Genomic DNA, 25242 nt, shown 5'->3' on the forward strand with positions numbered 1-25242 from the left:
TTTTTTAAGTGTTATTCTCAATATTGACTTATATACAACTCACAATCTACTTTCCATATGTTTTCTTTCTTTTTTAAGAAATATATTATTTCACCTGCATTACTCTTATCAACTTTTATTAATGCTAAATCAAAATTTTCATTAAATATTGGAAATGACAAAGAAACATATCTATCACCAAATGTTATCTCATTAATAGGTAGCAACTTTGCTTTTAAAGAAGATATTTTTTTAATGTCCCAAATGCTACTTTCAAAACCTTTAAAATTAGAAACTTTATTAAAATCAAATTGACTATGAATGGGGTTTGCACATTTTGTTGAGTTTACTACATGGTTTTCAATTTGCTTAAATTTTAAAATGGAATTTTTAAAATCTTCTGTACTGAATTTTAAAATAGGGGGTCTAATAATAATTGTATCTTTTTGCTTTGGCGTTACATTATAATAATTTTTCAATAATTCACATATGATTTGATATACAATATCATCTTTTTGGGAAACTATTTTTTTATTAGTTTTACAACTAAAACATAATATTATTATAATTGAACTAATCAGTACAATTATTCCCTTTTGGATTTGCTGAATTTTTCTATGGATAATTTTGCTGAATTTAGTTTTTAAGGGTATTAGGTGTAATGTGATAGGTTATGTGTTATAAAAATCTAGCTTTAGATATTATCCAATTGTCTTTGTTTTTTTTAAATAAAAAAAGTCCACTATTTGGATAACGATCTTCAAATCGGTAAATACACTTGATTATAGCCTCGGTAGTATCTTTGTTGTAAGTTATTTCTGAAAAATTAAACCTGTAATCGATATTTAGATAAGTATCTCTTCTGCTTTTTCTAATGTGTTTTAGAGGATTGAAATAAGTTATCGAGTCAAAATGAATTGAGTTGTCAGTTTTTTCTAATTTTATCTTATTAATCTCAATTTTAATTCCTCTTGAGCTATCGTAAACTTTTTGTGTTGTGGAGCGATTATTGGTAAAAATAAGTTCTTTACCAAATTGATGATTAGGTATGTAAACAGCTATACTGGTGTCAATTGCCATTATTCTATATTTATTAAGATATTTTTCAATACTTTTTTTGTGCTTGAAAGAGTCCTGTTGACTAGGTTTATTTTTAGTTCTATTGGCAGGTGGATTTACAGGCCAAAGATTCCTAGGAGAGATATATGATGAAATACTATCTATAGTCATACCTATAATTTTGTATTTATCACTATAGGTAGATGACATGTTACTTTTATTATTTTCTCCTTCAATGCAGGAAATTATACCCAAGAATATTAGTATGAATGTAACTGAAACGAAATATTTATTTATCACAATTTTTTCCAACATCTGTTGTATTTATAATATTTTTCTTTTTTTCTTCAAAATTATTGTCATTATTATCAAAAAACACCCATTCAAGATTTTCGTTGTAATAACCATCTACTCCATAGGCTCTTAAACCATCCCAACCAAATCCCATGTAATGACTAAGTGGAAACCTATTGCCGTCAACCTCCCGCATCGCTCTAGCTATAGGATATACATATCTATCCGCCATATGCTGATGTTGAGCGATATCAGTATTGTCTAAACTTCCTGACTGAACTCTGTAATCTTTGTAATGATTATATAAATTAACTCTATCATTAGGGTCTATATTTCCACCATTCTCATGAACATATCTATATATTTCAGCATGAATTCCTTCGTGTAAAAAATTTGCTATTTGTTCTATTACAGATAGTCCTGTATCAGCAATTTTAATAGTTATGTTGTTATTGCCCAAATCACTAGCATCTGTACAGGCTTCTCCTCCTGTGGAACATGTGCCATACTCGAATTTTAAATTATATGAAGAACCGTCGACATCAAACTCAGCAATTGTCTGTTTAAATAAATTGCCATTAGTTTTTTTTAGTTTATCATAGGCACATTTTTCCTTGTCTTTTAGTTCGGAAGTGTCAACTTTTTCCTCATCTTCATTATTATTGTTGTAAGTATTGTTATTAGTATTGTTGTTATTAGTATTCGGCGGTCCACCACAACCATAAGGGTCATAAAAACAACTCGGATAACCAGCATAAGGATTGGTGTCTGTATTAATGTTTCCAGCGGTACATTCTGGACATGGATCCCATGGTGGGTCTTCAACTGGTATATATGCTGTAATAATTACAGTCTCCAATTCGCCTCCCATTTCCCAGTTATCTGGTTCATCGCTACTTTTTTGCAAATTACGTGTTACATCCCTAAACTTTTCTCCAATTGGTTTTATTGCCAATAACCTTTTAGATAACGAATATAACTTTATATTTTTTTGTGCATCAATCTCATACACAAAAAACTGTTTTTGGGATACACTTTTTTTACTTGTTGCTCCAGTTCTTTTAACATAATTTAAATAGGTGAGGGTATTTGTACTTTCGCTTGCCTTAATAGGTACAAATATAATTTCTAGGTGGCCATGCTTTTTTATGGTTGCTCTATGCCATTGTGCATTTTTATAATTTATCCCACGTTTATAGCCAAGTGCCAGCTGTTCTCTTCTGTTTGTTAAGGTACTTCTTAGTTCTAATAAATGCCTATCTCCTGTTTTTAGCAAGGTGTATTCGCTATGGTTTACTTCTTGTTGTGCTTTTGGGGAGTTAATAATATCGTCCTGTGCACAACCTACGGCGATTAGAACTGTAATTAATAATACAGCCAACGCTTTTATGTGTATTTTATATTTTTTTTGCATGGTTATAAATTTAAAATGGAATAGGTTAAAGTGCTTCAATGCTTACTTGGTCTAGATAATAAGTGCCCTTATGCTTAGCAAAACCAAAGGACAGGGCTATGGCATCAAAATCTACTGGCGAGTTCTTATATGCACTTTTAGCTTCAAATTCTATTTCTAAATTTTCCCATGTATTATTATTTTGTAAGCTCAATGTTTTAGAAAGAATACCTCCCCAAGTGTTGAAACTGCCTGTATAGAAATCAGAATATAACATGACGTTTATCGAACTGTCTTTTGCATCGGTCTTAACCCAAAACGAAAGCCTGTAGCGTTTGCCTTCCTCTAATTGTACTCCTAAACTACGCAGGAATATCTTATTAGGATTTGCGGTTGTTTTATCTACCTGTATGCGTGCGGAACCTCCAAAAGCGTCTTTTCCTGTGCTTTCAGCACTAATAAAACCACCTGGTTCATCGGTTTCAGAGGCCCAAGTGCCATATTGCCAAGTCTCCAAACCATCTTGAAAACTATCTGTGCTTTGTAGTTTGTTTTGCGAATAACTTAATGCAGTAAGCATAAGCGCAGCTATTAATACAGTAAATCTCATGTGTTATTGTTTTAATTTCCGTCTCAAATGTAAAAAAAAAAAAAATGAATAAGAAAAATAATTCGTTATAATTTTAAATTACCATTAAAAAACGAAGTAATTACATACATAAATATTATAATTTACCCCAGTACGTACAAGATTCCTATAAACGTTATTTAGAAAATAAACTACGTGAGAATTTTGGGTTTCATGGGGTGCCTATTAGTGTTTATATGCGGAAGAAGTAATATTTCAAAAAGCATTTCCTAAATTATAGTTTAGTATCCATTAATATTGGTTATTTTTAAACGTTAAAAACAACCAATCGATGAATCAAATTATAACATTTGGAGAGGTAATGATGCGCATATCGCCAAGAGGCAATAGAAAATTCATTCAGTCTAATACAGTAGAATTCTATTTCGGAGGCACCGAACTGAACGTAGGGCTTTCCATTGCCCATTTTGGGGAAAGCGTAAAGCATATTACATGCATTTCAGATGATTTTATCGGAAACACAGCCTTAGCTTATCTTAATAAATTTGATTTAGACACCACGGCTATAGTCCGTTCCAATAGACCTTTAGGGGTTTATTTCTTGGAAGTTGGAGCTGTTATGCGTCCAAGTTCAATTTCATATAATCGCTCTCATTCTGCTTTTTCTGAAATAAAACCAAATATGGTAAACTGGGAGAAAGCACTTGAAAATGGGAATTGGTTTCATTGGACGGGTATTACGCCAGCATTAACCCAAGGTAGTTTTGATACCTTAAAAGAAGGATTGAAGTTAGCAAGAAAGAAAGGCATGCAAGTTTCGGCAGACCCAACGTATAGAAGTGGTTTATGGAAATACGGTGCAAACCCTAAAGAGGCATTAACAGAATTATTGCATTGTTCTACTATATTTATTGGTGGTATCAATGAAATGAATGAAGTGCTGGATACCAATTTTGATTATAGTAATGAGGAGTTTATTGAAGCCAGTAAATTGCTCATGGAAAAGTTTCCAACGATCGAAAAAGTATTTGATAAAATAAGAACTTCGATAAATTCCTCATGGCATAAAATTCGTGCTAGAATGTGGAATGGTACTAAATTTTATGAAACCCAAGATTTTGACATTACCCATATTGTAGATCGCATAGGAACTGGCGATGCATTTGCTGCTGGTTTAATTTATGGTTTGCAGCATTATGATGATACGAAGTCTATGGAATTCGCAAGTGCAGCTTGTGCGCTAAAACATACTTATGTGGGCGATGTTAATTATGCCACTATTGATGAGGTTATTCGTATTGTCGAGGGAAATGTGACTGGGCGTTTTAATAGGTAATTTTTATTAAAGTGAATTTAAGAATTCTGATTTAATTACCAGCTACCACCAGCACCTCCACCGGAAAAACCGCCACCGCCGAAACCACCACCAAAGCCACCGCCGCCACCTGAAGACCAACCGCCTCCAGAAGAACTGCCGCCCCAACCACTTGTAGATCCTCTGCGATAACTACCACGTCCCATATTACTTAGAATGATAGCTTCTAATAAATCAGACCCACCAGACCTGTTGCCTCTATTGCCACCACCACCTCTTCTATTTTTAGAAATAGAAATGAGTATGATGATGAAAATAAAAATGAGTATAAAAATAAATCCAATGGGGAAACCACCTTTTTTATTCGGTTTTCTTGAGCCCTTATATGTTCCTTTCAATACTTGAAAAACAGCATCAGCACCTTTATCCAATCCGCTATAGTAATCCCCACGTTTAAATTCTGGTATAATAACATTTCTAACAATTTCTCCAGTAATACCAGCGGTTAGTTTATGTTCCACACCATAACCTGGGGAAATCCAGATTTTTCGATCATCTTTTGCTAAAAGTACAAAAACACCATTATCTTCTTTGGCTTGGCCAATACCCCATTTTTGTGCCCATCTGGGAGCCAAAAGCCCTATGTTTTCTCCTTTGGAGGTGGCAATAATAGCTACAACAATTTGAGTAGATGTGGTATCGGAATATTTTATTAGTTTATTTTCAAGGCTGCTTTTTTCAACAGAAGAAAGTAGGCCGGCATAATCATAAACACTAGTTTGGAATTTGGGTTTTTCGGGAATATTAAATTGTGCATAAGTGAAGCTAGTAGATATTATAGCAATCAGTAATGTAAGTGTAGCTATTTGTTTTAAGTTAAACTGCGACTGCGACTGAATACTGAATACTGAAAACTGCATACTTAAATTCTATCCTTTAGAAATATCATTAGAAAGTTCATTAACATCACTATGTTGCCAGGGAAAGAATTTTTCAAGTTGTTGACCTGCTTTTAAAATGCCTGCTATCAATCCTTTTTTAAAATTTCCTGCTTTGAAATGATGTTGCATTTCATTTTTCGTGCTTTCCCAAAAATTGTCTGGAACAACATCATTAATGCCTTTGTCACCATAAATCACGAAATTTTTATCTTCAACCGCCACATAAATCAATACACCATTTTGCTGTTTAGTATTGTCCATTTTTAGATAATGAAATACTTCCATGGCCCGATTTACGGCATCAACTTTTGCTGTTTTTTCAATGTGAACCCTAATTTCTCCAGAAGTGTTTTGTTCTGCAATTCTAATCGCTTCCACGATGTCCTCTTCTTCTGCAGTAGTCAGGAAATCTTCAACTTTTGACATCCTTTCTATTATTTAAAGTCGAATTCTACATCTACAGGTTTATCTGCTCCTGCTTCAGAGTCAAAATAAGGTTTTTTATCAAAATCAAGGATTCCAGCAATTAAATTCCCTGGAAATTGTCTTACATGATTATTATAAGGTTTTACAGCTTCGTTAAAACGCGTTCTCGCCGTCTGAATTGTGTTTTCTGTACTAGTTAATTCATCTTGCAATTTTAAGAAATTCTGATTTGCCTTTAACTCTGGATAGCGTTCTACAGTAACCAATAAACTTTTTAGGGCACCAGATAAACCTCCCTGTACTTCGTTATATTTTGCTAATTGCTCAGGTGTAATATTAGAAGGGTCAATATTCATGGATGTTGCTTTAGCACGAGCGTTAATAACCGCTTCTAGAGTGCTTTTTTCAAAATCTGCTGCGCCTTTAACAGTATTTACAAGATTTCCTATTAAGTCATTTCTGCGTTGGTAAGAGGTCTGTACATTACCCCATGCTTCATTTACAGATTCGTCTAGTGTTACGGCAGTATTATTGAAATTTTTTCCCCAAGAAAAAAGACCAATTACTAAAATTCCGATAATAATTAATGGTAAAAATTTCTTCATGATAAATTAATTTAATAAGTTGTTTTAATAGTTATTGATAAGACACACATTTTATATAAAAGTTACTTATTTTAAGTACTTTTTATAGTGATTATAAACTTCGTTCAAAGGCTTTATTTTTATATTTTTAAAATAAGTTTCAGCAGCTTCAGACTACAGGTGTAATTTTTATTCAACCATCGGTATTAAATGATGCATAAAAAAATCTGGATTGTTTATAACGGAAAGATCAACTAAAGATGCGCTTTTATCTTAATCAATTGACTTTTTATGTCCTCTAATTTACTGATGATTTCAAAATTGCTTAAAGCTTCTTGCTTTTCTTCTTTTAAGTGAATTTTTGCGCCTTCTAAAGTAAAGCCACGTTCTTTTACCAAGTGATAAATAAACTTAAGATTCTTTATGTCTTCGGGGGTAAACTTACGGTTGCCTTTGGCGTTTTTCTTTGGTTTGAGGACATCAAATTCTTTTTCCCAAAACCGAATTAAGGATGTGTTTACTCCAAATGCCTTGGCAACTTCGCCAATACCGTAATATCTTTTTTCTGGTAGGTCTATATGCATTAATCGAGGGATTGGTTTTCTAAAGTAGCGTGTTCTAAAAGTTTACTAAACTCTTCAGCAGTTAAACTTCCGTAGTAGAAATTTATAGGATTAATTCGGTCTCCGTCCTTAAAAATTTCGTAGTGCAAATGTGGTGCTTCAGAGCGCCCAGTACTGCCAACAAAACCTATTAAATCGCCACGTTTTACTTTTTGGTTTTTCCTCACATTATATTTGTATAAATGCGCATACAAACTTGTGTAACCAAAGCCATGGTCTATTCTTATATGGTTTCCGTAACCGCTAGAGCCAGAATCAGCACGTACAACAACTCCATCGCCGCTGGCATAAACCGGAGAGCCTCTAGGCGCTGTAAAATCCATGCCCCAATGCATTTTTCGTGCTTTGGTAAATGGGTCCGAGCGCATGCCGTAACCAGAAGCCATACGTGTTAAATCTTCATTGCTAACTGGTTGTATGGCCGGGATTGCAGCCAATAGTTTTTCTTTTTCCTCCGCCAATTGTGTGATTTCATCAAGCGATTTAGATTGTACAACAATTTGTTTCTGTAAAATATCCAACCGTTTACTGGTTTCAATAATTAGGGATGAGTTGTCATAACCTTCTAGGTTTTTATAGCGATTTATACCACCAAAACCAGCACGTCTTTGTTCTTCTGCAATCGGGTTCGCTTCAAAATAAACACGATAAATGTTATTGTCCCTATCTTCAATATTTGCCAAAACGGTTTCGGCTTCCTGCATTTTTTTGTTTAATAAATCAAACTGCAATTGCATATTTGTAAGTTCTCTTTTTAAAGCTTTTTCTTTTGGCGATTCAAAATAATGACCCGCAATAAAAACAAACAAAAAAGCGAATAAAGCTGTAGCTAATAAAAAAACAGAGATAAACTTAAACGTATTTCGTTTTTTGCGCTCAATTTTTCTATAGGAAAGCGATTCTGGATCGTAATAAAATTTTACCTTACTCATTACCTAAATTATACTATTTTTGCAGCTTACAAAACTCAATTTTTAATGTTGATTTTTTATGCTAAACGATAAAATGGTCTTAATATTTTAACCATTTTCTTGATGGCTATAAAAAATTAGGTTATCGAACACCAAAATTTAAATTGGTGAGTAAATATAAAGATTGTTTTGCAAATACTATAATTTAACTAATAAGAGAATATTTATAGCAATGAAATCTCAAGACATAAGATCTAAATTTTTAAGTTTTTTTGAAGGCAAAAACCATAGTATCGTACCTTCAGCGCCCATGGTTTTAAAAGACGATCCTACCCTAATGTTCGTTAATGCTGGTATGGTGCCTTTTAAAGAATTTTTTCTAGGAAACGGAACACCGAAGAATAATAGGATTGCCGATACCCAAAAATGTTTACGTGTTTCTGGAAAGCATAACGATTTAGAGGAGGTTGGTTATGATACGTACCACCATACTTTGTTTGAAATGCTTGGAAACTGGAGTTTTGGAGACCCTGAGCGTCCGGCAGGCGGGTACTTTAAAGAAGAAGCCATTGCTTGGGCTTGGGAATTGTTAGTGGACGTTTTGGGCGTTGATAAGGATATTCTATACGTTACTGTTTTTGAAGGAAGTGACGAGGATAAGTTGGGAATGGATACCGAAGCGTATGATTTTTGGAAACAACATATTAGTGAAGACCGAATTTTAAAAGGCAATAAAAAGGATAATTTCTGGGAAATGGGAGATCAAGGCCCTTGTGGCCCTTGTAGTGAGATACATGTAGATATTCGCTCCGCGGAAGAGAAAGCTAAAGTTCCTGGAAGAGATTTAGTGAATATGGACCATCCTCAGGTGGTGGAAATTTGGAATTTGGTGTTCATGCAATACAACCGAAAGGCTAATGGGGCTTTGGAAACTTTACCCAGTAAACATATTGATACCGGTATGGGATTTGAGCGACTTTGTATGGTGTTGCAGGGTGTGAAGTCCAATTATGATACCGATGTTTTTACACCTATAATTCGTGAAATTGAAACAATTACGAATAAAAAGTATGGACAAGAGGAAAAGCAAGATATAGCTATTCGTGTCATTTCAGACCATGTTCGCGCAGTGGCGTTTTCTATTGCCGATGGACAGTTGCCAAGTAATACAGGCGCGGGTTACGTGATTAGAAGAATTTTACGCCGTGCAGTGCGTTACGGTTTTACATTTTTAGATAAAAAAGAACCGTTTATTTACAGGTTGGTGGATGTGTTGAGCAATCAAATGGGAAAAGCATTCCCGGAATTGAAAGCTCAAAAACAGTTGATTGAAAATGTGATTAAGGAAGAAGAACAATCGTTTTTAAGAACGCTAGATCAAGGTTTAATTTTATTAAGTAGAATAGTTGAAGAAACAAAAGGAGATACTGTTTCTGGAAAAAAAGCTTTTGAGTTGTATGATACTTACGGGTTTCCTATTGATTTAACTGCTTTAATTCTGTCTGAAAAAGGGTTGAAACTCGATGAAAAAGGATTTAACGAAGAACTTCAAAAACAAAAAAACCGCTCTAGGGCAGCAAGTGAAATGTCAACCGATGATTGGACAATTTTAGTTGACGATGCAGAGGAAGAATTTGTTGGTTATGATACTTTAGAGGCAAATGTAAAATTAACCAGATACAGAAAGGTAACTTCTAAAAAAGAGGGGGATATGTATCAGTTGGTATTCAATTTAACGCCGTTTTATCCTGAAGGGGGCGGGCAAGTTGGCGATAAAGGCTATTTAGAAGATACCCACGGCGATGTGGTTTATATATTGGACACAAAAAAGGAAAACAACGTTATCATTCATTTTGCTAAAAACTTGCCAAAGCATATTAATGAATCTTTTAAAGCGGTAGTTGATGCAAAACAACGCCACAGAACTGAATGTAACCATACTGCAACACACTTATTGCATCAAGCGTTACGTGAGGTTTTAGGAACGCATATTGAGCAAAAGGGGAGTGCTGTTCACTCTAAATATTTGCGTTTTGATTTTTCGCATTTTTCCAAATTAACAGTCGAAGAATTACGGGATGTTGAAAATTTTGTTAACCGACGAATAGAAGGGAAATTACCTTTGATTGAAAAAAGAAATATCCCAAAAGAAGAAGCGATTGCAGAAGGCGCAATGAGCTTATTTGGCGAGAAATATGGAGATACGGTAAGATCTATTCGCTTTGGAAAGTCTATTGAATTGTGCGGAGGGACACATGTTAAAAACACCTCTGATATATGGCATTTTAAAATTGTGTCTGAAGGCGCAGTAGCTTCTGGAATTAGAAGAATAGAAGCCATTACAAACGATGCGGTAAAGGATTTTTATTTTGAAAATAACCGTGCTTATTTCGAAATGCGAGATTTATTGAATAATGCAAAAGAACCTGTAAAAGCACTTCAAAATTTACTGGATGAAAATGCGAGCCTGAAAAAACAAATTGAAGGCTTGCTAAAAGATAAAGCTGCAACTATTAAAGGTGAACTTAAAAATGAGTTACAAGATATAAATGGCATTCAGTTTTTAGCAAAGAAATTAGATTTGGATGCTGGCGGATTAAAAGACGTCGCTTTTGAATTGGGGAGTCAGTTTGACAATCTATTTTTAGTATTTGCTACGGAACAAAATGGGAAAGCGTTATTGTCTTGTTATATCTCGAAAGAATTGGTTGGGAGTAAAGGTTTAAATGCGGGACAAGTGGTTAGAGAACTTGGGAAGTATATTCGAGGTGGTGGTGGTGGACAACCGTTTTTTGCTACTGCGGGTGGGAAGCATCCTGCCGGGATTGAGGAGGCTTTGTTGAAGGCGCAAGAGTACTTAAAATAAGCTCGCAAAATAAAATGGTCTCGCAAAGGCGCGAAGACGCAAAGAGTTTTAGCTGAAAATGAAATTGCTTGGATATTGTTTATAAATAGTTAATTGAAAGCAGGAGTACTTACAATAGTCTCAAAAGGTTGCTAAGACGCAAAGAGTTATGGATGAAAATGGAATTGCTAAAATAATAGTTGATAAATGTTACCATATTCATGTTGCACTTGGTCCCGGGTTATTGGAATCTGTTTATGAAGAAGTACTTTGTTATGAACTTACTCAAGAAGGATTGGATGTAAAACGTCAGAAAAACTTACCGGTATTTTATAAAGATGTAGTAATGAATGTTGGTTTTAGAGCAGATTTAATAGTTGAGAATAAAGTAATAGTTGAGTTAAAATCTATAGAGAAAATAGCACCAGTCCATCAGAAACAATTGCTGACTTATTTAAAGATTTCGGAATTGAAATTAGGTTTACTCATCAACTTCAATCAAGTATTAATAAAAAATGGCATCACAAGAATCGTGAATAAATTGTAAAATAAATTTCCGTATTTTACAATTTATCGGAAACTCTTTGCGTCTTCGCGCCTTTGCGAGAAACATTTTGCGAGATTAATCATGGAATTACAAACGAAAATACCACTAAAAAAACAGTCTAAAAATCAAATAGACTACAATTCGAGTATCTTACTAGTTGGTTCGTGTTTTTCAGAAAACATAGCAAATAAGCTAGAGTATTTCAAGTTTCAAAACCTTCAAAATCCATTCGGAATCTTATTTCATCCTAAAGCCATTGAAACATTCATCAAAAATGTTATCGATAAGAAGGTGTATAATGAAAAAGATAGCTTCTTTCATAATGAACAATGGCATTGTTTTGATGCGCACTCAAAATTGAGCAACCCTTCAAAAGAAAATTTATTAAAAGCTTTAAATGAAAATATTCAAACGGCTCATAAGCAAATCCAAGAATCTACACACATTATAATTACTTTAGGTACAGCGTGGGGATACCGCTTTTTAAAATCCGATACTATTGTTGCGAATTGCCATAAAGTGCCGCAAAAACAGTTTGAGAAAGAATTACAATCTGTTGACGATATCTATAATTCATTAAATACAATTGCAAAATTAATTGAAAGTATTAACCCAAAAGTTTCAATTTTATTTACTGTTTCTCCAGTACGTCATTTAAAAGATGGTTTTATTGAAAACACACAAAGTAAAGCCCATTTAATCTCGACTATCCATAAGTTCTTAAATCAAAAATCGTTAATCGTTAATCGTAATTCTTTTTACTTCCCGTCCTACGAAATCATGATGGATGAATTGCGCGATTATCGTTTCTATAAAGAAGATATGATTCATCCTAATGAAACCGCCGTCAATTATATCTGGGAAAAATTTAAAGACGTTTGGATTTCTGATGCATCTTTCAAAATAATGGACGCCGTTGATACCATTCAAAAAGGACTTCAGCACAAACCCTTCAATCCTAATTCTGAGGCGCACCAAAAGTTTCTTCAAAATTTAAACCAGAAGCAAAAACAACTTCAGAAAACATTTCCTCATTTCAAATTTTAAGAATCCTTTTCTCTATTCTCTTTGTTCTCTTCTCTTTTTTCAAAACAATTCACTTTTCGTAAATCGTAATTCTAAAATCGTATATCGTAATATACGTAATTCATCGTATTGATTCCCTTTCCTTATTGTTGCAGTTTTGTTGAACTATTAATCAATAAAATTATTCAACAATGAGAAATTTAAAACAAATTATGTTATTCGTAATGATGGGATCATTACTAACAATTACGTCGTGCTCAAAAGACGATGACAGTAGTGGCGGGGGAGAAGTAGGTTCTGGCACTATGACTGCTAATGTAGATGGTGCAAGTTATAAAAACTTCAACAATTTGGGGCAAGCAACTTTAGCTACCACAAATGGAAAGAAAAACTTGGTAATTCAAAGCAGTAATTCTAACGGACAATCCATAAATATTGTGATTTGGAATTACACCGGCCCAGGTACATACAAAATTGAATCTACGGGGCTAAACGCAAATACTGCAATTTATACTGAAACAGATGTAAGTAATCCAACAAACACTCAAATATGGAGTGCGCCTTATAAAGATAGCGCAGTAGAATCTATTAAAATTACAGATGAAACGGATAGTAACGTTGAAGGAGAGTTTTCATTTAAAGGAAAAAATAGCGGTGACGATTCTGTGAAGAATATTACCGATGGAAAATTCAATTTATCAAAAGTTACAGTATAACACCCTAACTGGCAGTACTACACTTTTTAATATAAGGTGTGGTACTGTTTTTAAAACAAAATCAACAATGAGACATTTAAAAACAGTTGTTTTTCTATTGGCAGGATCGCTAATGTTAAACGCACAAAAGGCAGAAACTCCAGATCAGAATTATGATTTGGGCGCAAAAATAGGTGAGATGACAATTACTGATGGTGGTACCGTTTTGGTAACAACAAATGATGGATTGGCAGCAATAAAACCAGGGCAAGATGGTTTGTTATTTAATTTTACGGACTATGGTAAAATAAACCCAGAAACAGAATTAGAGATTGTTTCAGGGTCACCTTATGTCATTGTAAGTAAAGCAGGTTTTGGGGTAGGACTGGTGAAAAAAAGGTCTATAATAGATTATATGTCTGGTAAAATAATTTTCAATGCTGAAGAAAACGGCTGGAAATCTATAAGTAAAACTCAGATGTTATTATCTCAAAATAGACTTCTCGTGACAGGACAGCGAAAAGTAGGGATGCTATTTCCCCAGGCTTTAGCAATATACGATTTGGCTTTAGGTAAAGAGCTAAGTCAATACATTTTTAAAGGGACTAAGACTGTTATGGGAACCCCTCTAGTGCTTTCGGATGGGATTATTATTCCGACCACCAAAGGCTTGATGAAGGTAGATATGAATTCTGGACGTATAGTTTGGGAAAATGAACTGAAGAATATTGGTTGGATGGTTGCAGATAAGACCGAAAAAGATATTTATGCCTTTGCACAAACTTCAAATAGGAAAAACACAAGAATCTATAAAATTGGAGCAAATGGCACGCCGTCTTGGTCTGAAGAGCGCAAAGTAAAAGGAAGTGTCTCTAATTTTGAAATTTTACCTCAAGGATTGGCAGTTGTTAGTGATGTAGCACCATCAGCAAATAAGGGTATAGGCAAACTAGCTGCTGCAAAAGCTGAATCTAGAATTACGATGTTTAGTGCAGCTAATGGTACAGATCTTTGGGAAAAAGCACCAAAAACTAAAGGTTATGTGCAGCATTTTTATATTATGGACGACGGTATTCTCTTCGGAATTAAAGAAGGAGGGATCAATAAGGTAGCTTATGATGGTACTACGTTGTTTAAAAAGCCTTTAAAAACTGGAGAAAATATCCTTACCATGGCAACAACGCCTCAAGGATTGATTTACATCACTTCGGAAGATGCTAATATTGTTAATTTGAATACGGGAGATCAGGTATGGAAAAAACCACTAAAGTTTAAAAGAGCCAATAGGGTAACTTCAGATTATGATAAGAAAAATGATAAATACCTAATTGTTGCAGATGAAAAATTATTTAGTATCGATGCTAATTCTGGAACTTCCGAACTATTAATGGAAGCTGATTTTGATGGTAAGGAAGACCCAACTGATATTGAAATTAGAGACAATGGAATTTTGCTATCATCAGATCAAAATATGATGCTTTTAGATTGGGACGGTAAGGTAAAATGGCATGAATACAAAAGGGCACCAGGGAAAAGTGCCTTTGGAGCAGCATTGGCAGGAGCAATGGCTTTGGCTTCGGCAGCAGCATCAGCTTCTGCATCCTATGAAGCAGGTGGCGAGCGTAATTATATTGGTCAATATACTGCAAGAGGCGATCGTTTAAATAATATGGCTCAAGGTATGGCTAATGTTTCTAGCGCATCTGTTGCTGAAATGTTAAAACGTTTTACAGCTACATCTGCATCGCAAGATGCGCAATTTGTTTTAACAAAATTAGACGATGGTGTTGGTTTAATGAAATTGAACAAAGACACGGGGAGTATAGAGAAGGAAATTCTTCTAAAGGATAAAAAGCCTGATTATGAGGTGGATAAATTTGGGGGTTACCTGTATTACAAACTCAACGATAAAACAATCTACGCGTATAATCTTACAAAATAAATCTTGTTGTTGAGATTTGTTGATTGGGCGCAGTAATTTAATTATTGCGCTTAATCTTTTTTAATAACACTTTGTCGAAAATTTAATTAACATATCACTTTTAATTGTAGATTGACATTGCTATTAATCAGTTCATACAGAAAACATCAGTCACTTGGTTCGTAAGAATACATAAGTGATTGGTGTTTTTTTTGTGGGTTAATTTTTATCACAATTTAATCTTTTTTAACACTTGTTTTAAAGTTGGTTTTTAGAGCAATGTTGCAATATATGGTTCATTTTAAAAACATCATTTCTTTATTTTTTTGTTTGAATGCTTTATGTGGTGTTCTAGCACAGAATACTTCAGATGTCAACATACTCCAAAACAATTTTAATGAATTTACAGTTTCAAAGCATTTCACCTATAGCAATGATAAGCGTGCGCTTGATATTCATGACCTTTTAGAAAATGATACGCTATTTAAATTTCAAGAAAAAACCTTTTTGAATTCTGGTATTTTCAACTCCTACAATTGGATAAAAATTAACGTGTTGAATACTTCTAATGAAAGCGATTTTATTTTTGAATTTAACCAAACCTACATCGATTCTCTGCAGTTTTACATTGTGAAAGATAAAAAGATAATTAAAGCTTTTTCCAAAAAAGGGTTGCATTTTGAATCTCATAACACACCTTCCTATTTAGCCAATAAATACGCTTATACCTATCCAATAAATATTCCTAAAAACGATACCCTAAGCTTTTATATCCATGCCGTAGTTAACGATGGTGCTTTTAGGGCCATGAATAAAATATGGAGCAAGACAGGATATCAACAACGAAAAAAAGACATTCAAATAAGATCTACCTACTTGGTGTTCTTTGCGGGTTTTACAGTTTTGGTAATTATAATATCAATTGCAATGTTCTTTTTCTCAAGGCAACGGTTGTATCTTTATTACGCTGGTTTTGTGGGAGTTATTTTTTTAAATCTATTAGGGTTGCGCTATTTTGTGTCGCCACTTTATTTTGAAAAATACTTGTTTCTAGGCAATAATTTTTTGGAGATGTTTACGCTATTACAAACTTTTTTTGTGATCCAGTACTTAAAGTATTTCTTTTCACTTAAAACCTATTATCCAAAGTTGTTTTTCATCATAGAACGCGCTGCCTTAATTATTTTGGCGTTTTTTGTCCTAGCCCTGTTTTTAAGACGCTTTGAGTGGTTTTATACGCTTTCGTATTATTCGGCTAAAATACTGCTATTGCTGGTTACAGTTGGTTTTTACACCATCGCAATCAAACTGTGTTTTAAAAAGGAAATAATGGCATATTATTTCGTAATCGCCTATTTTCCTTTAATGTTTGTCGTGGTTCATTATATATTGACAGCGTTAAAATTAACATCAGGCTACAGTCCTTTAGAGTGGGAGTTCGTTATCTTTTTCGAGATTTTTGTATTGACCATTGCAATGTCACACCGTTATTATTTATTAATGCAAGAGAACATCGCCTATCAGAAAAAACTATACGAACAACGCTTAAAAATATCCCGCGATTTACATGATAATATTGGAGCGCAGTTAACCTTTATTATTTCTTCAATAGAAAATTTACCCTATGGTTTTAAAATCACCAATGAAAAACTGACCCATAAATTACAAAGCATCAGCACATTTACCAAGGATACTATTTATGAGCTTCGGGACACCATTTGGGCCATGAACAAGAGTAAAATATCTTTAGAAGATTTACAGGTAAGAATTTCAAATTTTGTTGAAAAAGCAAATGCACATTCAGAAGGTATGGTTTTTACGTTTAACGTTGATGATTCTATTTCTAATGCTATTGAGTTTAGTTCTTTAAAAGGAATGAACATTTATCGCATCATCCAAGAAGCTGTAAACAATGCGTTTAAATATGCCGAAGCAAACAACGTTTTAGTAAGTATTTCAGAGAATGATTCAGGAATTTTTGTTGAAATAAAAGATGATGGTAAAGGTTTCGATTTACAAACCATTGAAAGCGGAAATGGATTGAATAATATGAAAAAACGTGCCAAGGATATTGGGGCAGTTTTAGAAATTGAAAGTGAATTACATAAAGGAACAAGCGTAAAACTGTCATCACTACTATAAAATACGATAGGTTGCGTATTGAATTAGAGAAACAAAATGATGATTTTTACGTAGATTTAAAAAAGATATGAATATTAAAATAGCGATAGCAGACGATAATTCCTTTTTAATTACGGCAGTAAAGGAGAAATTGTCTTTTTTTGAGGATTTAAATGTGAAGTTTTCTGCAATGAATGGTTCCGATTTATTGGAGAAACTTCAGGACAATCATAATCTTGATCTTATTTTAATGGATATTGAAATGCCAGTTTTAAACGGTATTGAAACTACCGAAATTGTCAAACAAAAATACCCTCACATTAAAATTATCATGCTTACTGTTTTTGATAACGACGAAAATATATTCAACGCCATAAAAGCAGGAGCCGATGGTTATTTGTTAAAAGAAGTGAACCCAAAAGATTTGCATGACGGGATTGTTGAAACCTTAAACGGTGGGGCAGCAATGAATCCTTCCATCGCCATGAAAACGCTAAAACTGTTGCGTAACCCTATCCAAATACAAAGTCAAAAAGACAAAGAAGACATAACATTGACCAACCGAGAAACCGAAGTTTTAGAACATTTAAGCAAAGGGTTGAGTTATAATGCCATTGCCGATAATTTAATTTTATCCACAGGAACCATCAGAAAACATATTGAGAACATCTATAAAAAACTGCAAGTTCATAATAAATTAGAAGCGGTTCAAAAAGCCAAAAGGAACAACTTAATTTAAAGTTTCTTTAATCTTGGGGTAATATATTGCTTTGAATATCATCCTAAATTTGTCGTGTACAATTTAATGACTCAAATGCATTGGTTAGACTTCATATGTCGGAGGAAACTAATGTTTTTTTTGTTTTTGCCACGAAAGCACGAATAAAACTAAAAAGAAGACGTGAAAATAATTATCACTAATAAAAAAATCTATAGATTTTTTAAAAATTAGTGCAGATTCTTTTTATGAAAATCTAAATTAAAGAAAAAATTAGTGTACCTGCCTTGCCAGCAGGCAGCTTCATGGCATTTTCATAAAGTATGATTTAGCCCTTAATCTGTTCTTAAAAAACAGTTCCCATTCAATAAAATTACTACCTTTAAAATATTATTTTATTAAACCTATGCGAAAAATTTTATTTGGTGTCATTATCACGTTGATCGTTCTTTTCACTTTTAAATATTGTGATGATAAAAAAGACGAAAAGGTATTTCTAAAAGAAAGTTCAACTTTAATTCAAGAACAAATCAACAATGTTGGGAAACTCATTGTTACCGAAGGTCATTTTAGCGAAGTGTTCACCTATAAAAATTCAAAAGATGTTTTTGGCGATTTAATTTCCGTAGAAAAGAAAGCTTTAGTTGTCGTAAATGCCGAAGTAACCATTGCCTACGATTTAAGTAAAATTGAATACACCATAGATGAAGCAAATAAAACGCTAACCATAACAAACATTCCAGAAGAAGAGGTAAGAATAAATCCCGATTTGGAATACTATGATGTGCAAGCCGATTATTTAAACCCCTTTGAAGCCAAGGATTATAACGACATAAAAAATACCGTAAAACAATCGTTAACAAAAAAAATAGAGGTTTCAGATTTAAAATCGAATGCAAAAAACAGATTGATGAGCGAATTGGCTAAATTTTATATCCTCACAAATTCTTTGGGTTGGACGTTGTTATATAATGAAACCCCAATAGAAAATCAAGAAGCTTTACAGAACATTAAACTATAAGTTTCTGTACATCTCCAATACCTCCGCCATTTATAGCATCAATTTTATAGAACTTCAAAAGCTTTGTGGCTCTTGCATTTGCTATGTAGAATAATAGGTTTATACCCGTTGAGCATTTAGAAAAAGTTGTGCAAACTGCAAAAATGGAGTAAATTTTAGTAAACACACTATAATTTATATCTACAACTTTCAAGCAAATTATGATAAAATACTCAACGTTTTAAAATCATTAAATTCTAAAATGGATTATTTACACCAAATACGTAAGCCGAAATTACCAGATAAGGAATTCTTTGCGATTGATTTTTACTTCAGAATATATGAGTGTTGATAGCGAAGATCAGCTTTTTGGAGTTTTAAATTTTTCTATAACAATAGCATCTGCTTTAATCCGATCAATAGCATTCAGTTCAAAAGTTACTGAGAAGTCGTTGTTCGAATTAAATAACCTATTTTGTACATTTACTGGAAATGAAAAAACTATTGAATTCCTGCAACATTACCTAAAATACCAATTATTTGTTTCGCCCTGGGGAAATATATACGAAGGCATTAAACAAAGAAACAGAAAAAACCTTTTCATTAAAACAGATTTAGATTGTTTTGAATTTTATTCTTTTTTTAGTGTTAAAGTACCTGTGGCCTTATTTTTCCACCCTGCAGTACCGCCACCTGTATATTCAGACTCATATTGACCAATAATGGTATTGGTATTCTGGTCTAAAACACCCGAATATTTAAAAGTTCTGGTCAAAAAGAAAAACCCATTACTATTACTTCTTATATCTACAGTGACATTAGTGCCATCATACTCCCATTTGTTAATTACTTCACCATCTGAATTTCCATTTCTTATATTATTAAAATCCATTATTCCGCAAAGTAATTCTTGACAAGAACCATTTGGAGTAGGTATAAATACGTAAGGTCTCGTGTTTTGATGGTTTAAACAACTAGTATCATTACTTGTTGCTGTAGGTTCGCATGTGGTTAATTCCCATGTGGCAATCCAATTACCGTCAAGTATGTTTTGATTTGTAACGCCCCTTCCGGTAATGGTTAATTTATTGTTTGTCTCATCTATATTATTAAGCACCTCCAAAACACCAGAATATTCAGTGGCCTGTTCTGGAGAAAAAGTAATGCTAACAGGCTGCCGCATAGAAGGTCTTATTGTTCCAGATGTCCAATCTGCTACATAACCTTGGGGTAAGACTATATTATTTACTATGATGTCATCATTTAGGTTAGGGTTCTCAATATCCAAAGACAGGGTTTTACTTTGTCCAACAGATACCTGTCCGAAATCTAAATCCCCTGCCAAACGGATTTCCAATTTCTTACCCTTTCCATAAATAGGGATTTTATTATTGACATCATCCAAGTTATTGTTAACCACAACAAAACCATTGTATTCAATAACATCACTCGGTTCAAAAACAACTTCAATTTCCTGTTTTTTTCCAGGTAAAATATCACCACTTTTCCATCCGTTTACAGAGAACTTATCCGAAGGCAAATCACCAAAATTAAATTCTATGGATTGAATGTTCAGTATGTCATTAAGATTTGGGTTTTGAATGTCAAAGAATTCAGAATGTGGCTGATTAACGGTTATCCCGTTATAGTTTAAAGTTCCATTTAATTTAATTTTAGCTCCATCTTCATTAATTGCACTAGCCGTAATCGACTTGACATCAAAGGGTTCATATTTGTCATTCGAAATTTTTATGAAAGTGTTAAAATTACCAGATGAAGTTTTAGGCGCAAATGAGACACTTATTTCAGCACTAAACCCATCACTTCCTGTAGGACTCAAAGTAAAGGGAAAAGCGGTATTTACTTTAAATTGTTCAATATTATTATTAATCTCTAAATTGGTAATAGTAACAGGTTCGTCACCTCTATTAAAAATTTGTAAAGTTTGTGTTTTAGTTTCATCAAGTTCTACTTCCCCAAAGTTTAAGTTGTCAAGAATTACTACTTCCGCAGAACGTTTTTGTATTTCTTCTAATTCTTTTTGTAATTCTTCGGCTTTTCGTTGTAACTCTTCCAGTTTTAACTGTAATTCTGTAGCCTCCGCCACTACGAAAGCAGTACAACCAATTAAACCTGTTCGGCATGTTAAGACATCGATAAATCCATTTACTTTATCCAAGTCGTTTGCAATTGCTTTTCCTATTTCAGTATCTCTTGCCTCAAGTATGCCCTGAGTTATTTCCAAGACCACGGGAGTGCATTTGAACGTGGCAAGCCACCCCAATGGTATAGTGCCTACACCAACCGATCCTATAGAGCCAACCCCCCAAATTGTCAAACCTTCTATACAACTAATTACGTCTGCTACCTGTTCTATGGCAGAAGCGGCATCGCGTATTTTTTCCTTATCTGTCTTTTTTAATGCTCCATTTTTATTAGCGATTAAACCAATAGTAGATGACATGTCAAGATTAGTAACAAAAGAAGTTTCTCCATTTAGTGTTATGGCTAGGTCAACTATTTTATTGTCCTCCTTATAATTGTATAGAACCGAAAGTCCCTCATTATTCTTTTTTGATTTAGGCAATCCAGTTAGCTCATCAAGTAAAATGTACTCCTCATAAGTACCATTTTTGTAGAAAACACCATCATAATTGCCGTTTTCATCTAAATCACGTAAAAATAAACGCTCTCTGTTCTTATGCACAAAAACATAGGGAAATTGAGCGTCTTCTGTTTCAAAAATTAATAAATTTTCAAGACTATTATTAGATGGTTCAGGCTCGTCATTCTTAGCAGTATCAGGAATACAAGAAAATGTCAAACAAAAAATGACAAGAATGGATAAAAACTTCTTCATAACACATGGTTTGGTAAATACTTTGGCAAGTTAAACGATTTCATTAATTAAAAAAATACCCACCTCAGGGTATTTTTAATTAAAAAACAGGAACGTATCTTAATAAAGTATAAATTTTTCTTGCAAAAAAAGCAGTACGTAGCCAATAGAATGCGATTTAAATTTTTTTAAGATGTTTTTGGCGATTTAATTTCCGTAGAAAAGAAAGCTTTAGTCGTTGTAAATGCCGAAGTAACCATTGCCTACGATTTAAGTAAAATTGAATACAACATAGATGAAGCAAATAAAACGCTAACCATAACAAACATTCCAGAAGAAGAGGTAAGAATAAATCCCGATTTGGAATACTATGATGTGCAAGCCGATTATTTAAACCCCTTTGAAGCCAAGGATTATAACGATATAAAAAATACCGTAAAACAATCGTTAACCAAAAAAATAGAGGTTTCAGATTTAAAATCGAATGCAAAAAACAGATTGATGAGCGAATTGGCTAAATTTTATATCCTCACAAATTCTTTGGGTTGGACGTTGCTATATAATGAAACCCCAATAGAAAATCAAGAAGCTTTACAGAACATTAAACTATAAGTTTCTGTACATCTCCAATACCTCCGCCATTTATAGCATCAATTTTATAGAACTTCAAAAGCTTAGTGGCTCTTGCAGACCTTACGCCACTTTTGCAATGAGCAATAACAGGTTTGTTCAGTTTTTTAATGCCTTCTATTTTATCTTTTAAGTCACTTAGCGGAATATGAATCGCATTCGGTAAATGTCCTTCGTTCCATTCAAGGTCGGTTCTCACATCAAGAATTACGGCATCACGTTTTAAAAACGCCTTGATGTTTTCAGGTTTACTTTTGAAAAAACGACTTAAAAACCCCATGAACTATTTTTCTTTAAAATTAATCATTATTTCAATAACTTATGAAAGTGTTATCTATTCTATTGCACAAATTTTTATGTATATTCATCGTTTATAATTTATAGTTTTATGCAACCTTACGTAACCCTTACAATAAAAAATAATGTTGGATTTATTGAGTTTTTTCATCCCAATAAGAATGCCATGCCAAGTGAAGTTTTATCTCAATTAGAACAAACTATTAGCGATGCGGGTAACAATGATGGAGTAAGAGTAATTGTTTTAAAAAGTGGTGGCGACAGAACCTTTTGTGCAGGTGCAAGCTTTAATGAATTAATCGCTATTGAGGATGCTGAAACGGGTAAACAGTTTTTTTCAGGGTTTGCCAATTTGATTAACGCCATGCGAAAATGCCCTAAATTAATTATTGGACGCGTTCAAGGAAAAACAGTAGGTGGCGGTGTTGGTATTGCCGCGGCAACCGATTATTGTTTGGCTACAAAATACGCTTCCATTCGGTTAAGTGAATTAAGTATTGGTATTGGCCCGTTTGTGATTGAGCCGGCAGTATTTCGTAAAATTGGAAAAACAGCCATGACTCAAATGACCATTGATGCAGAAACTTTTTTTACTTCGGAATTTGCCAGAGATAAAGGGTTGTATGCTGATATTTTTGATACAGTTGAAGCATTAGATCTTGCTGTAAAATCCTTAGCCGAAAAATTAGCTAGTTATAATCCTGATGCACTCTTTGAAATGAAAAAAGTGTTTTGGGAAGGAACTGAGGATTGGGATGATTTACTAACAGAACGAGCTGAAATTAGCGGAAAATTGGTGTTGAGTGAGTTTACTAGAAAGATGCTTAAGCGGTTTAGGTAATCAATATAAAGGGAAATTCTTATCGACTAATTGTAAAATTCAATTATGAAAAACAATGGGCATTTATTCGTTTTATAGGCACACATGCTGAATATGATAAAATAAATGCAGAAACAATTTAAAATTAATACAATGAAATTAAAGCCTATTAAGACGGAAAATGATTATCGAAATGCACTTGAGCGTTTGGAAGTTATTTTTGATGCACAGATGGACACAAAAGAAGGGGACGAAGCAGAAATACTATCATTACTCATTGAGAATTATGAAAACGAACATTATCCGATCGAAGCACCTGATCCTATTGAGGCCATAAAAATTCGAATGGAGGAATTGAATATGAAACAAAAAGATTTAGTAGGAATAATTGGTGGAAAAAGTCGGGTCTCAGAAATCTTGAATAGAAAAAAGAGACTGACCGTTGAAATGATACGGGAATTGGAAAAATTACTTCAGATTTCAGCTTCAGTTTTGGTTAATAACTACCAACTTGAACCGAAATAAAAAAAGGTAATAGTGCATATGAAACATAGTGCGTGTTGTTGTTAAATAAAGGGTTAGAGTACTTTTGAGAAATTGCCGAATTTATAAATTTAGCTCATTGCCGAAAAATCCTCAGCCGAAAAATTAGCAAGTTATAATCCTGATGCACTCTTTGAAATGAAAAAAGTGTTTTGGGAAGGAACTGAGGATTGGGATAATCTTTTAGCTGAACGTGCTGAGATTAGCGGAAAATTGGTTTTGAGTAAGTTTACTAAAAAGACGCTTAAACGGTTTAGGTAGTTATAAAGCCACCATATCTTTTTGATTTGGCTTTTAGAAAAATAAGATAAAAACAAAATTCAAACGCTTTGGCTTGTGGCTAACCCGAAAGGATATCGCTTCTTTATAGTTGGTACTGAACTTTGGCAACATGCAGGTAAAATTGTTACCAATTTGGTAATTTTTTATTATCTTTGTAGTAATTAGAATATTTTTGAGAGTAATTGCAAAAAGAACTTTACGAGAATTTTGGGAATTAAATCCAGATAGCGAACAACAATTAATGGTTTGGTATCGAGAAGCTACAAAAGCAGATTGGAATAGTCCTCATGAAATCAAATCGCAATATAAATCTGCAAGTATTTTAAAAAACAGTCGAGTTGTATTCAATATTTGTGGAAATAAATATCGATTAATCGTCGAAATTAACTTCCCAAGAAAGTGGGTTTTTATAAGATTCATTGGAACTCACAACAATTATGATAAAATTGACGCAAACAATATTTGATATGGAGATTAAAGCAATTAAAACAGAACAAGATTACAATCAAGCTTTAGAAAGATTGGAAGTTATTTTTCACGCAGAAATTGACACACCCGATGGAGATGAAGCGGAGGTACTCTCTATCCTAATTGAGAAATACGAAGATGCACATTATCCAATAGGAATTCCGGACCCAATTGAGGCAATTAAATTCAGAATGGAACAGATGGGAATGAAACAAAAAGATTTGGCAGAAGTTGTTGGTTTTACTAGTAGAGTAAGCGAAATACTTAATAAAAAACGTAAACTGACATTAAATATGATTAGGAAATTAAGTGCTAGTTTAAATATTCCTATAGAAGTATTAGTTCAAGAATATTAGAGAAAAAGCCAGTTGCCAAC

At 33.5% G+C, this 25242-nt stretch carries 26 protein-coding genes and 2 pseudogenes; 17 read left to right on the plus strand and 11 right to left on the minus strand.

The genetic code is table 11. The features are described 5' to 3' along the window. Positions 1–17: 17 nt before the first annotated feature. From ABXQ82_RS11450 to ABXQ82_RS11465, 4 genes are all read right to left on the minus strand, one after another. Positions 18–458 carry a hypothetical protein gene (locus ABXQ82_RS11450; RefSeq protein WP_367059435.1) on the minus strand — a complete coding sequence of 147 codons (441 nt, stop codon included), beginning with the start codon at positions 456–458 and terminating at the stop codon, positions 18–20. A gap of 199 nt (positions 459–657) precedes the next feature. Then, positions 658–1248 (minus strand): hypothetical protein, encoded by a 591-nt coding sequence (locus ABXQ82_RS11455; RefSeq protein WP_367059438.1) that lies wholly within the window; start codon positions 1246–1248, stop codon positions 658–660. Positions 1249–1327: 79 nt separating this feature from the next. Next, a complete protein-coding gene (locus tag ABXQ82_RS11460) occupies positions 1328–2746 on the minus strand; it encodes a hypothetical protein (RefSeq protein WP_367059441.1) in 1419 nt (472 codons plus the stop codon). A 25-nt stretch (positions 2747–2771) separates the two neighbouring features. Further along, entirely contained in the window at positions 2772–3335 is a 564-nt protein-coding gene (locus ABXQ82_RS11465) for a carbohydrate binding domain-containing protein (RefSeq protein ID WP_367059444.1), read from the minus strand. A 104-nt stretch (positions 3336–3439) separates the two neighbouring features. Between ABXQ82_RS11465 and ABXQ82_RS11470 the strand changes: the two genes are divergently transcribed. Both ABXQ82_RS11470 and ABXQ82_RS11475 read left to right on the plus strand, forming a co-directional pair. Beyond that, a complete protein-coding gene (locus ABXQ82_RS11470; RefSeq protein WP_367059622.1) occupies positions 3440–3565 on the plus strand; it encodes a hypothetical protein in 126 nt (41 codons plus the stop codon). Between the two features lie 80 nt (positions 3566–3645). Next, positions 3646–4650: a sugar kinase gene (locus ABXQ82_RS11475; protein ID WP_367059447.1), complete on the plus strand. Its 1005-nt coding sequence runs from the start codon at positions 3646–3648 to the stop codon at positions 4648–4650. A gap of 35 nt (positions 4651–4685) precedes the next feature. Here ABXQ82_RS11475 and ABXQ82_RS11480 read toward each other — a convergent pair whose 3' ends face one another. From ABXQ82_RS11480 to ABXQ82_RS11500, 5 genes are all read right to left on the minus strand, one after another. Then, the gene (locus ABXQ82_RS11480; protein ID WP_367059450.1) at positions 4686–5549 is read right to left on the minus strand and encodes a TPM domain-containing protein; all 864 of its coding nucleotides are present in this window, start codon (positions 5547–5549) and stop codon (positions 4686–4688) included. A 9-nt stretch (positions 5550–5558) separates the two neighbouring features. Then, a complete protein-coding gene (locus ABXQ82_RS11485) occupies positions 5559–5996 on the minus strand; it encodes a TPM domain-containing protein (RefSeq protein WP_367059453.1) in 438 nt (145 codons plus the stop codon). 8 nt (positions 5997–6004) lie between these two features. Next, on the minus strand, positions 6005–6601 hold the full coding sequence (locus tag ABXQ82_RS11490; RefSeq protein WP_367059456.1) for a LemA family protein: 597 nt from the start codon (positions 6599–6601) through the stop codon (positions 6005–6007). Between the two features lie 233 nt (positions 6602–6834). Then, positions 6835–7164: a MerR family transcriptional regulator gene (locus tag ABXQ82_RS11495; protein WP_367059459.1), complete on the minus strand. Its 330-nt coding sequence runs from the start codon at positions 7162–7164 to the stop codon at positions 6835–6837. After that, positions 7164–8135 (minus strand): M23 family metallopeptidase, encoded by a 972-nt coding sequence (locus ABXQ82_RS11500; protein WP_367059462.1) that lies wholly within the window; start codon positions 8133–8135, stop codon positions 7164–7166. The genes ABXQ82_RS11495 and ABXQ82_RS11500 overlap by 1 nt, the downstream gene beginning before the upstream one ends. Positions 8136–8346: 211 nt before the next feature. Between ABXQ82_RS11500 and alaS the strand changes: the two genes are divergently transcribed. The 8 genes from alaS (at position 8347) to ABXQ82_RS11540 (ending at position 19008) form a co-directional block, all read left to right on the plus strand. Then, entirely contained in the window at positions 8347–10980 is a 2634-nt protein-coding gene (gene alaS / locus ABXQ82_RS11505; protein WP_367059465.1) for an alanine--tRNA ligase, read from the plus strand. 148 nt (positions 10981–11128) lie between these two features. Further along, positions 11129–11506 (plus strand): GxxExxY protein, encoded by a 378-nt coding sequence (locus ABXQ82_RS11510; protein WP_367059468.1) that lies wholly within the window; start codon positions 11129–11131, stop codon positions 11504–11506. Between the two features lie 81 nt (positions 11507–11587). Beyond that, a complete protein-coding gene (locus tag ABXQ82_RS11515; protein WP_367059471.1) occupies positions 11588–12553 on the plus strand; it encodes a GSCFA domain-containing protein in 966 nt (321 codons plus the stop codon). Between the two features lie 170 nt (positions 12554–12723). Then, positions 12724–13248: a DUF6252 family protein gene (locus ABXQ82_RS11520; RefSeq protein WP_367059474.1), complete on the plus strand. Its 525-nt coding sequence runs from the start codon at positions 12724–12726 to the stop codon at positions 13246–13248. A gap of 67 nt (positions 13249–13315) precedes the next feature. After that, positions 13316–15169 carry a PQQ-binding-like beta-propeller repeat protein gene (locus tag ABXQ82_RS11525; protein WP_367059477.1) on the plus strand — a complete coding sequence of 618 codons (1854 nt, stop codon included), beginning with the start codon at positions 13316–13318 and terminating at the stop codon, positions 15167–15169. Positions 15170–15439: 270 nt separating this feature from the next. Then, a complete protein-coding gene (locus tag ABXQ82_RS11530) occupies positions 15440–17290 on the plus strand; it encodes a 7TM diverse intracellular signaling domain-containing protein (protein ID WP_367059480.1) in 1851 nt (616 codons plus the stop codon). Positions 17291–17357: 67 nt separating this feature from the next. After that, positions 17358–18008 (plus strand): response regulator transcription factor, encoded by a 651-nt coding sequence (locus ABXQ82_RS11535; RefSeq protein ID WP_367059483.1) that lies wholly within the window; start codon positions 17358–17360, stop codon positions 18006–18008. A gap of 385 nt (positions 18009–18393) precedes the next feature. Continuing rightward, positions 18394–19008 (plus strand): DUF4230 domain-containing protein, encoded by a 615-nt coding sequence (locus ABXQ82_RS11540; protein WP_367059486.1) that lies wholly within the window; start codon positions 18394–18396, stop codon positions 19006–19008. Positions 19009–19618: 610 nt separating this feature from the next. Here ABXQ82_RS11540 and ABXQ82_RS11545 read toward each other — a convergent pair. Further along, positions 19619–21847: a choice-of-anchor D domain-containing protein gene (locus tag ABXQ82_RS11545; protein ID WP_367059489.1), complete on the minus strand. Its 2229-nt coding sequence runs from the start codon at positions 21845–21847 to the stop codon at positions 19619–19621. 189 nt (positions 21848–22036) lie between these two features. Here ABXQ82_RS11545 and ABXQ82_RS11550 point away from each other — a divergent pair, with 189 nt between their 5' ends. Beyond that, the gene (locus tag ABXQ82_RS11550) at positions 22037–22438 is read left to right on the plus strand and encodes a DUF4230 domain-containing protein (protein ID WP_367059625.1); all 402 of its coding nucleotides are present in this window, start codon (positions 22037–22039) and stop codon (positions 22436–22438) included. Here ABXQ82_RS11550 and ABXQ82_RS11555 read toward each other — a convergent pair. Continuing rightward, a complete protein-coding gene (locus ABXQ82_RS11555) occupies positions 22428–22736 on the minus strand; it encodes a rhodanese-like domain-containing protein (protein ID WP_367059492.1) in 309 nt (102 codons plus the stop codon). The two genes, ABXQ82_RS11550 and ABXQ82_RS11555, sit on opposite strands and share 11 nt — an antisense overlap. Positions 22737–22844: 108 nt before the next feature. Between ABXQ82_RS11555 and ABXQ82_RS11560 the strand changes: the two genes are divergently transcribed. The 6 genes and pseudogenes from ABXQ82_RS11560 (at position 22845) to ABXQ82_RS11585 (ending at position 25222) form a co-directional block, all read left to right on the plus strand. After that, positions 22845–23594, plus strand: coding sequence for an enoyl-CoA hydratase/isomerase family protein (locus tag ABXQ82_RS11560; protein ID WP_367059494.1), 750 nt, complete (start codon positions 22845–22847; stop codon positions 23592–23594). After that, positions 23591–23716, plus strand: a pseudogene (locus ABXQ82_RS11565) (type II toxin-antitoxin system HigB family toxin); the annotation flags it as partial. The gene ABXQ82_RS11560 and the pseudogene ABXQ82_RS11565, both read left to right, overlap by 4 nt. A gap of 10 nt (positions 23717–23726) precedes the next feature. Next, positions 23727–24098 carry a helix-turn-helix domain-containing protein gene (locus tag ABXQ82_RS11570; protein ID WP_367059497.1) on the plus strand — a complete coding sequence of 124 codons (372 nt, stop codon included), beginning with the start codon at positions 23727–23729 and terminating at the stop codon, positions 24096–24098. 117 nt (positions 24099–24215) lie between these two features. Beyond that, positions 24216–24377 (plus strand): annotated as a pseudogene (locus ABXQ82_RS11575) (enoyl-CoA hydratase/isomerase family protein); the annotation flags it as partial. A gap of 193 nt (positions 24378–24570) precedes the next feature. Further along, entirely contained in the window at positions 24571–24864 is a 294-nt protein-coding gene (locus ABXQ82_RS11580) for a type II toxin-antitoxin system HigB family toxin (protein WP_367059500.1), read from the plus strand. Position 24865: 1 nt separating this feature from the next. Beyond that, complete coding sequence (locus ABXQ82_RS11585; protein WP_367059628.1) at positions 24866–25222, plus strand: helix-turn-helix domain-containing protein; 357 nt, start codon at positions 24866–24868, stop codon at positions 25220–25222. Positions 25223–25242: the final 20 nt, after the last annotated feature.

Origin of the sequence: Algibacter sp. 2305UL17-15 (assembly GCF_040720935.1) — a bacterium.
GTDB lineage: Bacteria > Bacteroidota > Bacteroidia > Flavobacteriales > Flavobacteriaceae > Jejuia.

Bases quoted from the DNA above. Each gene is read 5' to 3' on its own strand.
- ABXQ82_RS11455 (WP_367059438.1), bottom strand. From the start codon at position 1,248: ATGTCATCTACCTATAGTGATAAATACAAAATTATAGGTATGACTATA.
- ABXQ82_RS11460 (WP_367059441.1), bottom strand. From the start codon at position 2,746: ATGCAAAAAAAATATAAAATACACATAAAAGCGTTGGCTGTATTATTA.
- ABXQ82_RS11465 (WP_367059444.1), bottom strand. From the start codon at position 3,335: ATGAGATTTACTGTATTAATAGCTGCGCTTATGCTTACTGCATTAAGT.
- ABXQ82_RS11475 (WP_367059447.1), top strand. From the start codon at position 3,646: ATGAATCAAATTATAACATTTGGAGAGGTAATGATGCGCATATCGCCA.
- ABXQ82_RS11480 (WP_367059450.1), bottom strand. From the start codon at position 5,549: ATGCAGTTTTCAGTATTCAGTATTCAGTCGCAGTCGCAGTTTAACTTA.
- ABXQ82_RS11485 (WP_367059453.1), bottom strand. From the start codon at position 5,996: ATGTCAAAAGTTGAAGATTTCCTGACTACTGCAGAAGAAGAGGACATC.
- ABXQ82_RS11490 (WP_367059456.1), bottom strand. From the start codon at position 6,601: ATGAAGAAATTTTTACCATTAATTATTATCGGAATTTTAGTAATTGGT.
- ABXQ82_RS11495 (WP_367059459.1), bottom strand. From the start codon at position 7,164: ATGCATATAGACCTACCAGAAAAAAGATATTACGGTATTGGCGAAGTT.
- ABXQ82_RS11500 (WP_367059462.1), bottom strand. From the start codon at position 8,135: ATGAGTAAGGTAAAATTTTATTACGATCCAGAATCGCTTTCCTATAGA.
- alaS (WP_367059465.1), top strand. From the start codon at position 8,347: ATGAAATCTCAAGACATAAGATCTAAATTTTTAAGTTTTTTTGAAGGC.
- ABXQ82_RS11510 (WP_367059468.1), top strand. From the start codon at position 11,129: ATGGATGAAAATGGAATTGCTAAAATAATAGTTGATAAATGTTACCAT.
- ABXQ82_RS11515 (WP_367059471.1), top strand. From the start codon at position 11,588: ATGGAATTACAAACGAAAATACCACTAAAAAAACAGTCTAAAAATCAA.
- ABXQ82_RS11520 (WP_367059474.1), top strand. From the start codon at position 12,724: ATGAGAAATTTAAAACAAATTATGTTATTCGTAATGATGGGATCATTA.
- ABXQ82_RS11525 (WP_367059477.1), top strand. From the start codon at position 13,316: ATGAGACATTTAAAAACAGTTGTTTTTCTATTGGCAGGATCGCTAATG.
- ABXQ82_RS11530 (WP_367059480.1), top strand. From the start codon at position 15,440: ATGGTTCATTTTAAAAACATCATTTCTTTATTTTTTTGTTTGAATGCT.
- ABXQ82_RS11535 (WP_367059483.1), top strand. From the start codon at position 17,358: ATGAATATTAAAATAGCGATAGCAGACGATAATTCCTTTTTAATTACG.
- ABXQ82_RS11540 (WP_367059486.1), top strand. From the start codon at position 18,394: ATGCGAAAAATTTTATTTGGTGTCATTATCACGTTGATCGTTCTTTTC.
- ABXQ82_RS11545 (WP_367059489.1), bottom strand. From the start codon at position 21,847: ATGAAGAAGTTTTTATCCATTCTTGTCATTTTTTGTTTGACATTTTCT.
- ABXQ82_RS11555 (WP_367059492.1), bottom strand. From the start codon at position 22,736: ATGGGGTTTTTAAGTCGTTTTTTCAAAAGTAAACCTGAAAACATCAAG.
- ABXQ82_RS11560 (WP_367059494.1), top strand. From the start codon at position 22,845: ATGCAACCTTACGTAACCCTTACAATAAAAAATAATGTTGGATTTATT.
- ABXQ82_RS11570 (WP_367059497.1), top strand. From the start codon at position 23,727: ATGAAATTAAAGCCTATTAAGACGGAAAATGATTATCGAAATGCACTT.
- ABXQ82_RS11585 (WP_367059628.1), top strand. From the start codon at position 24,866: ATGGAGATTAAAGCAATTAAAACAGAACAAGATTACAATCAAGCTTTA.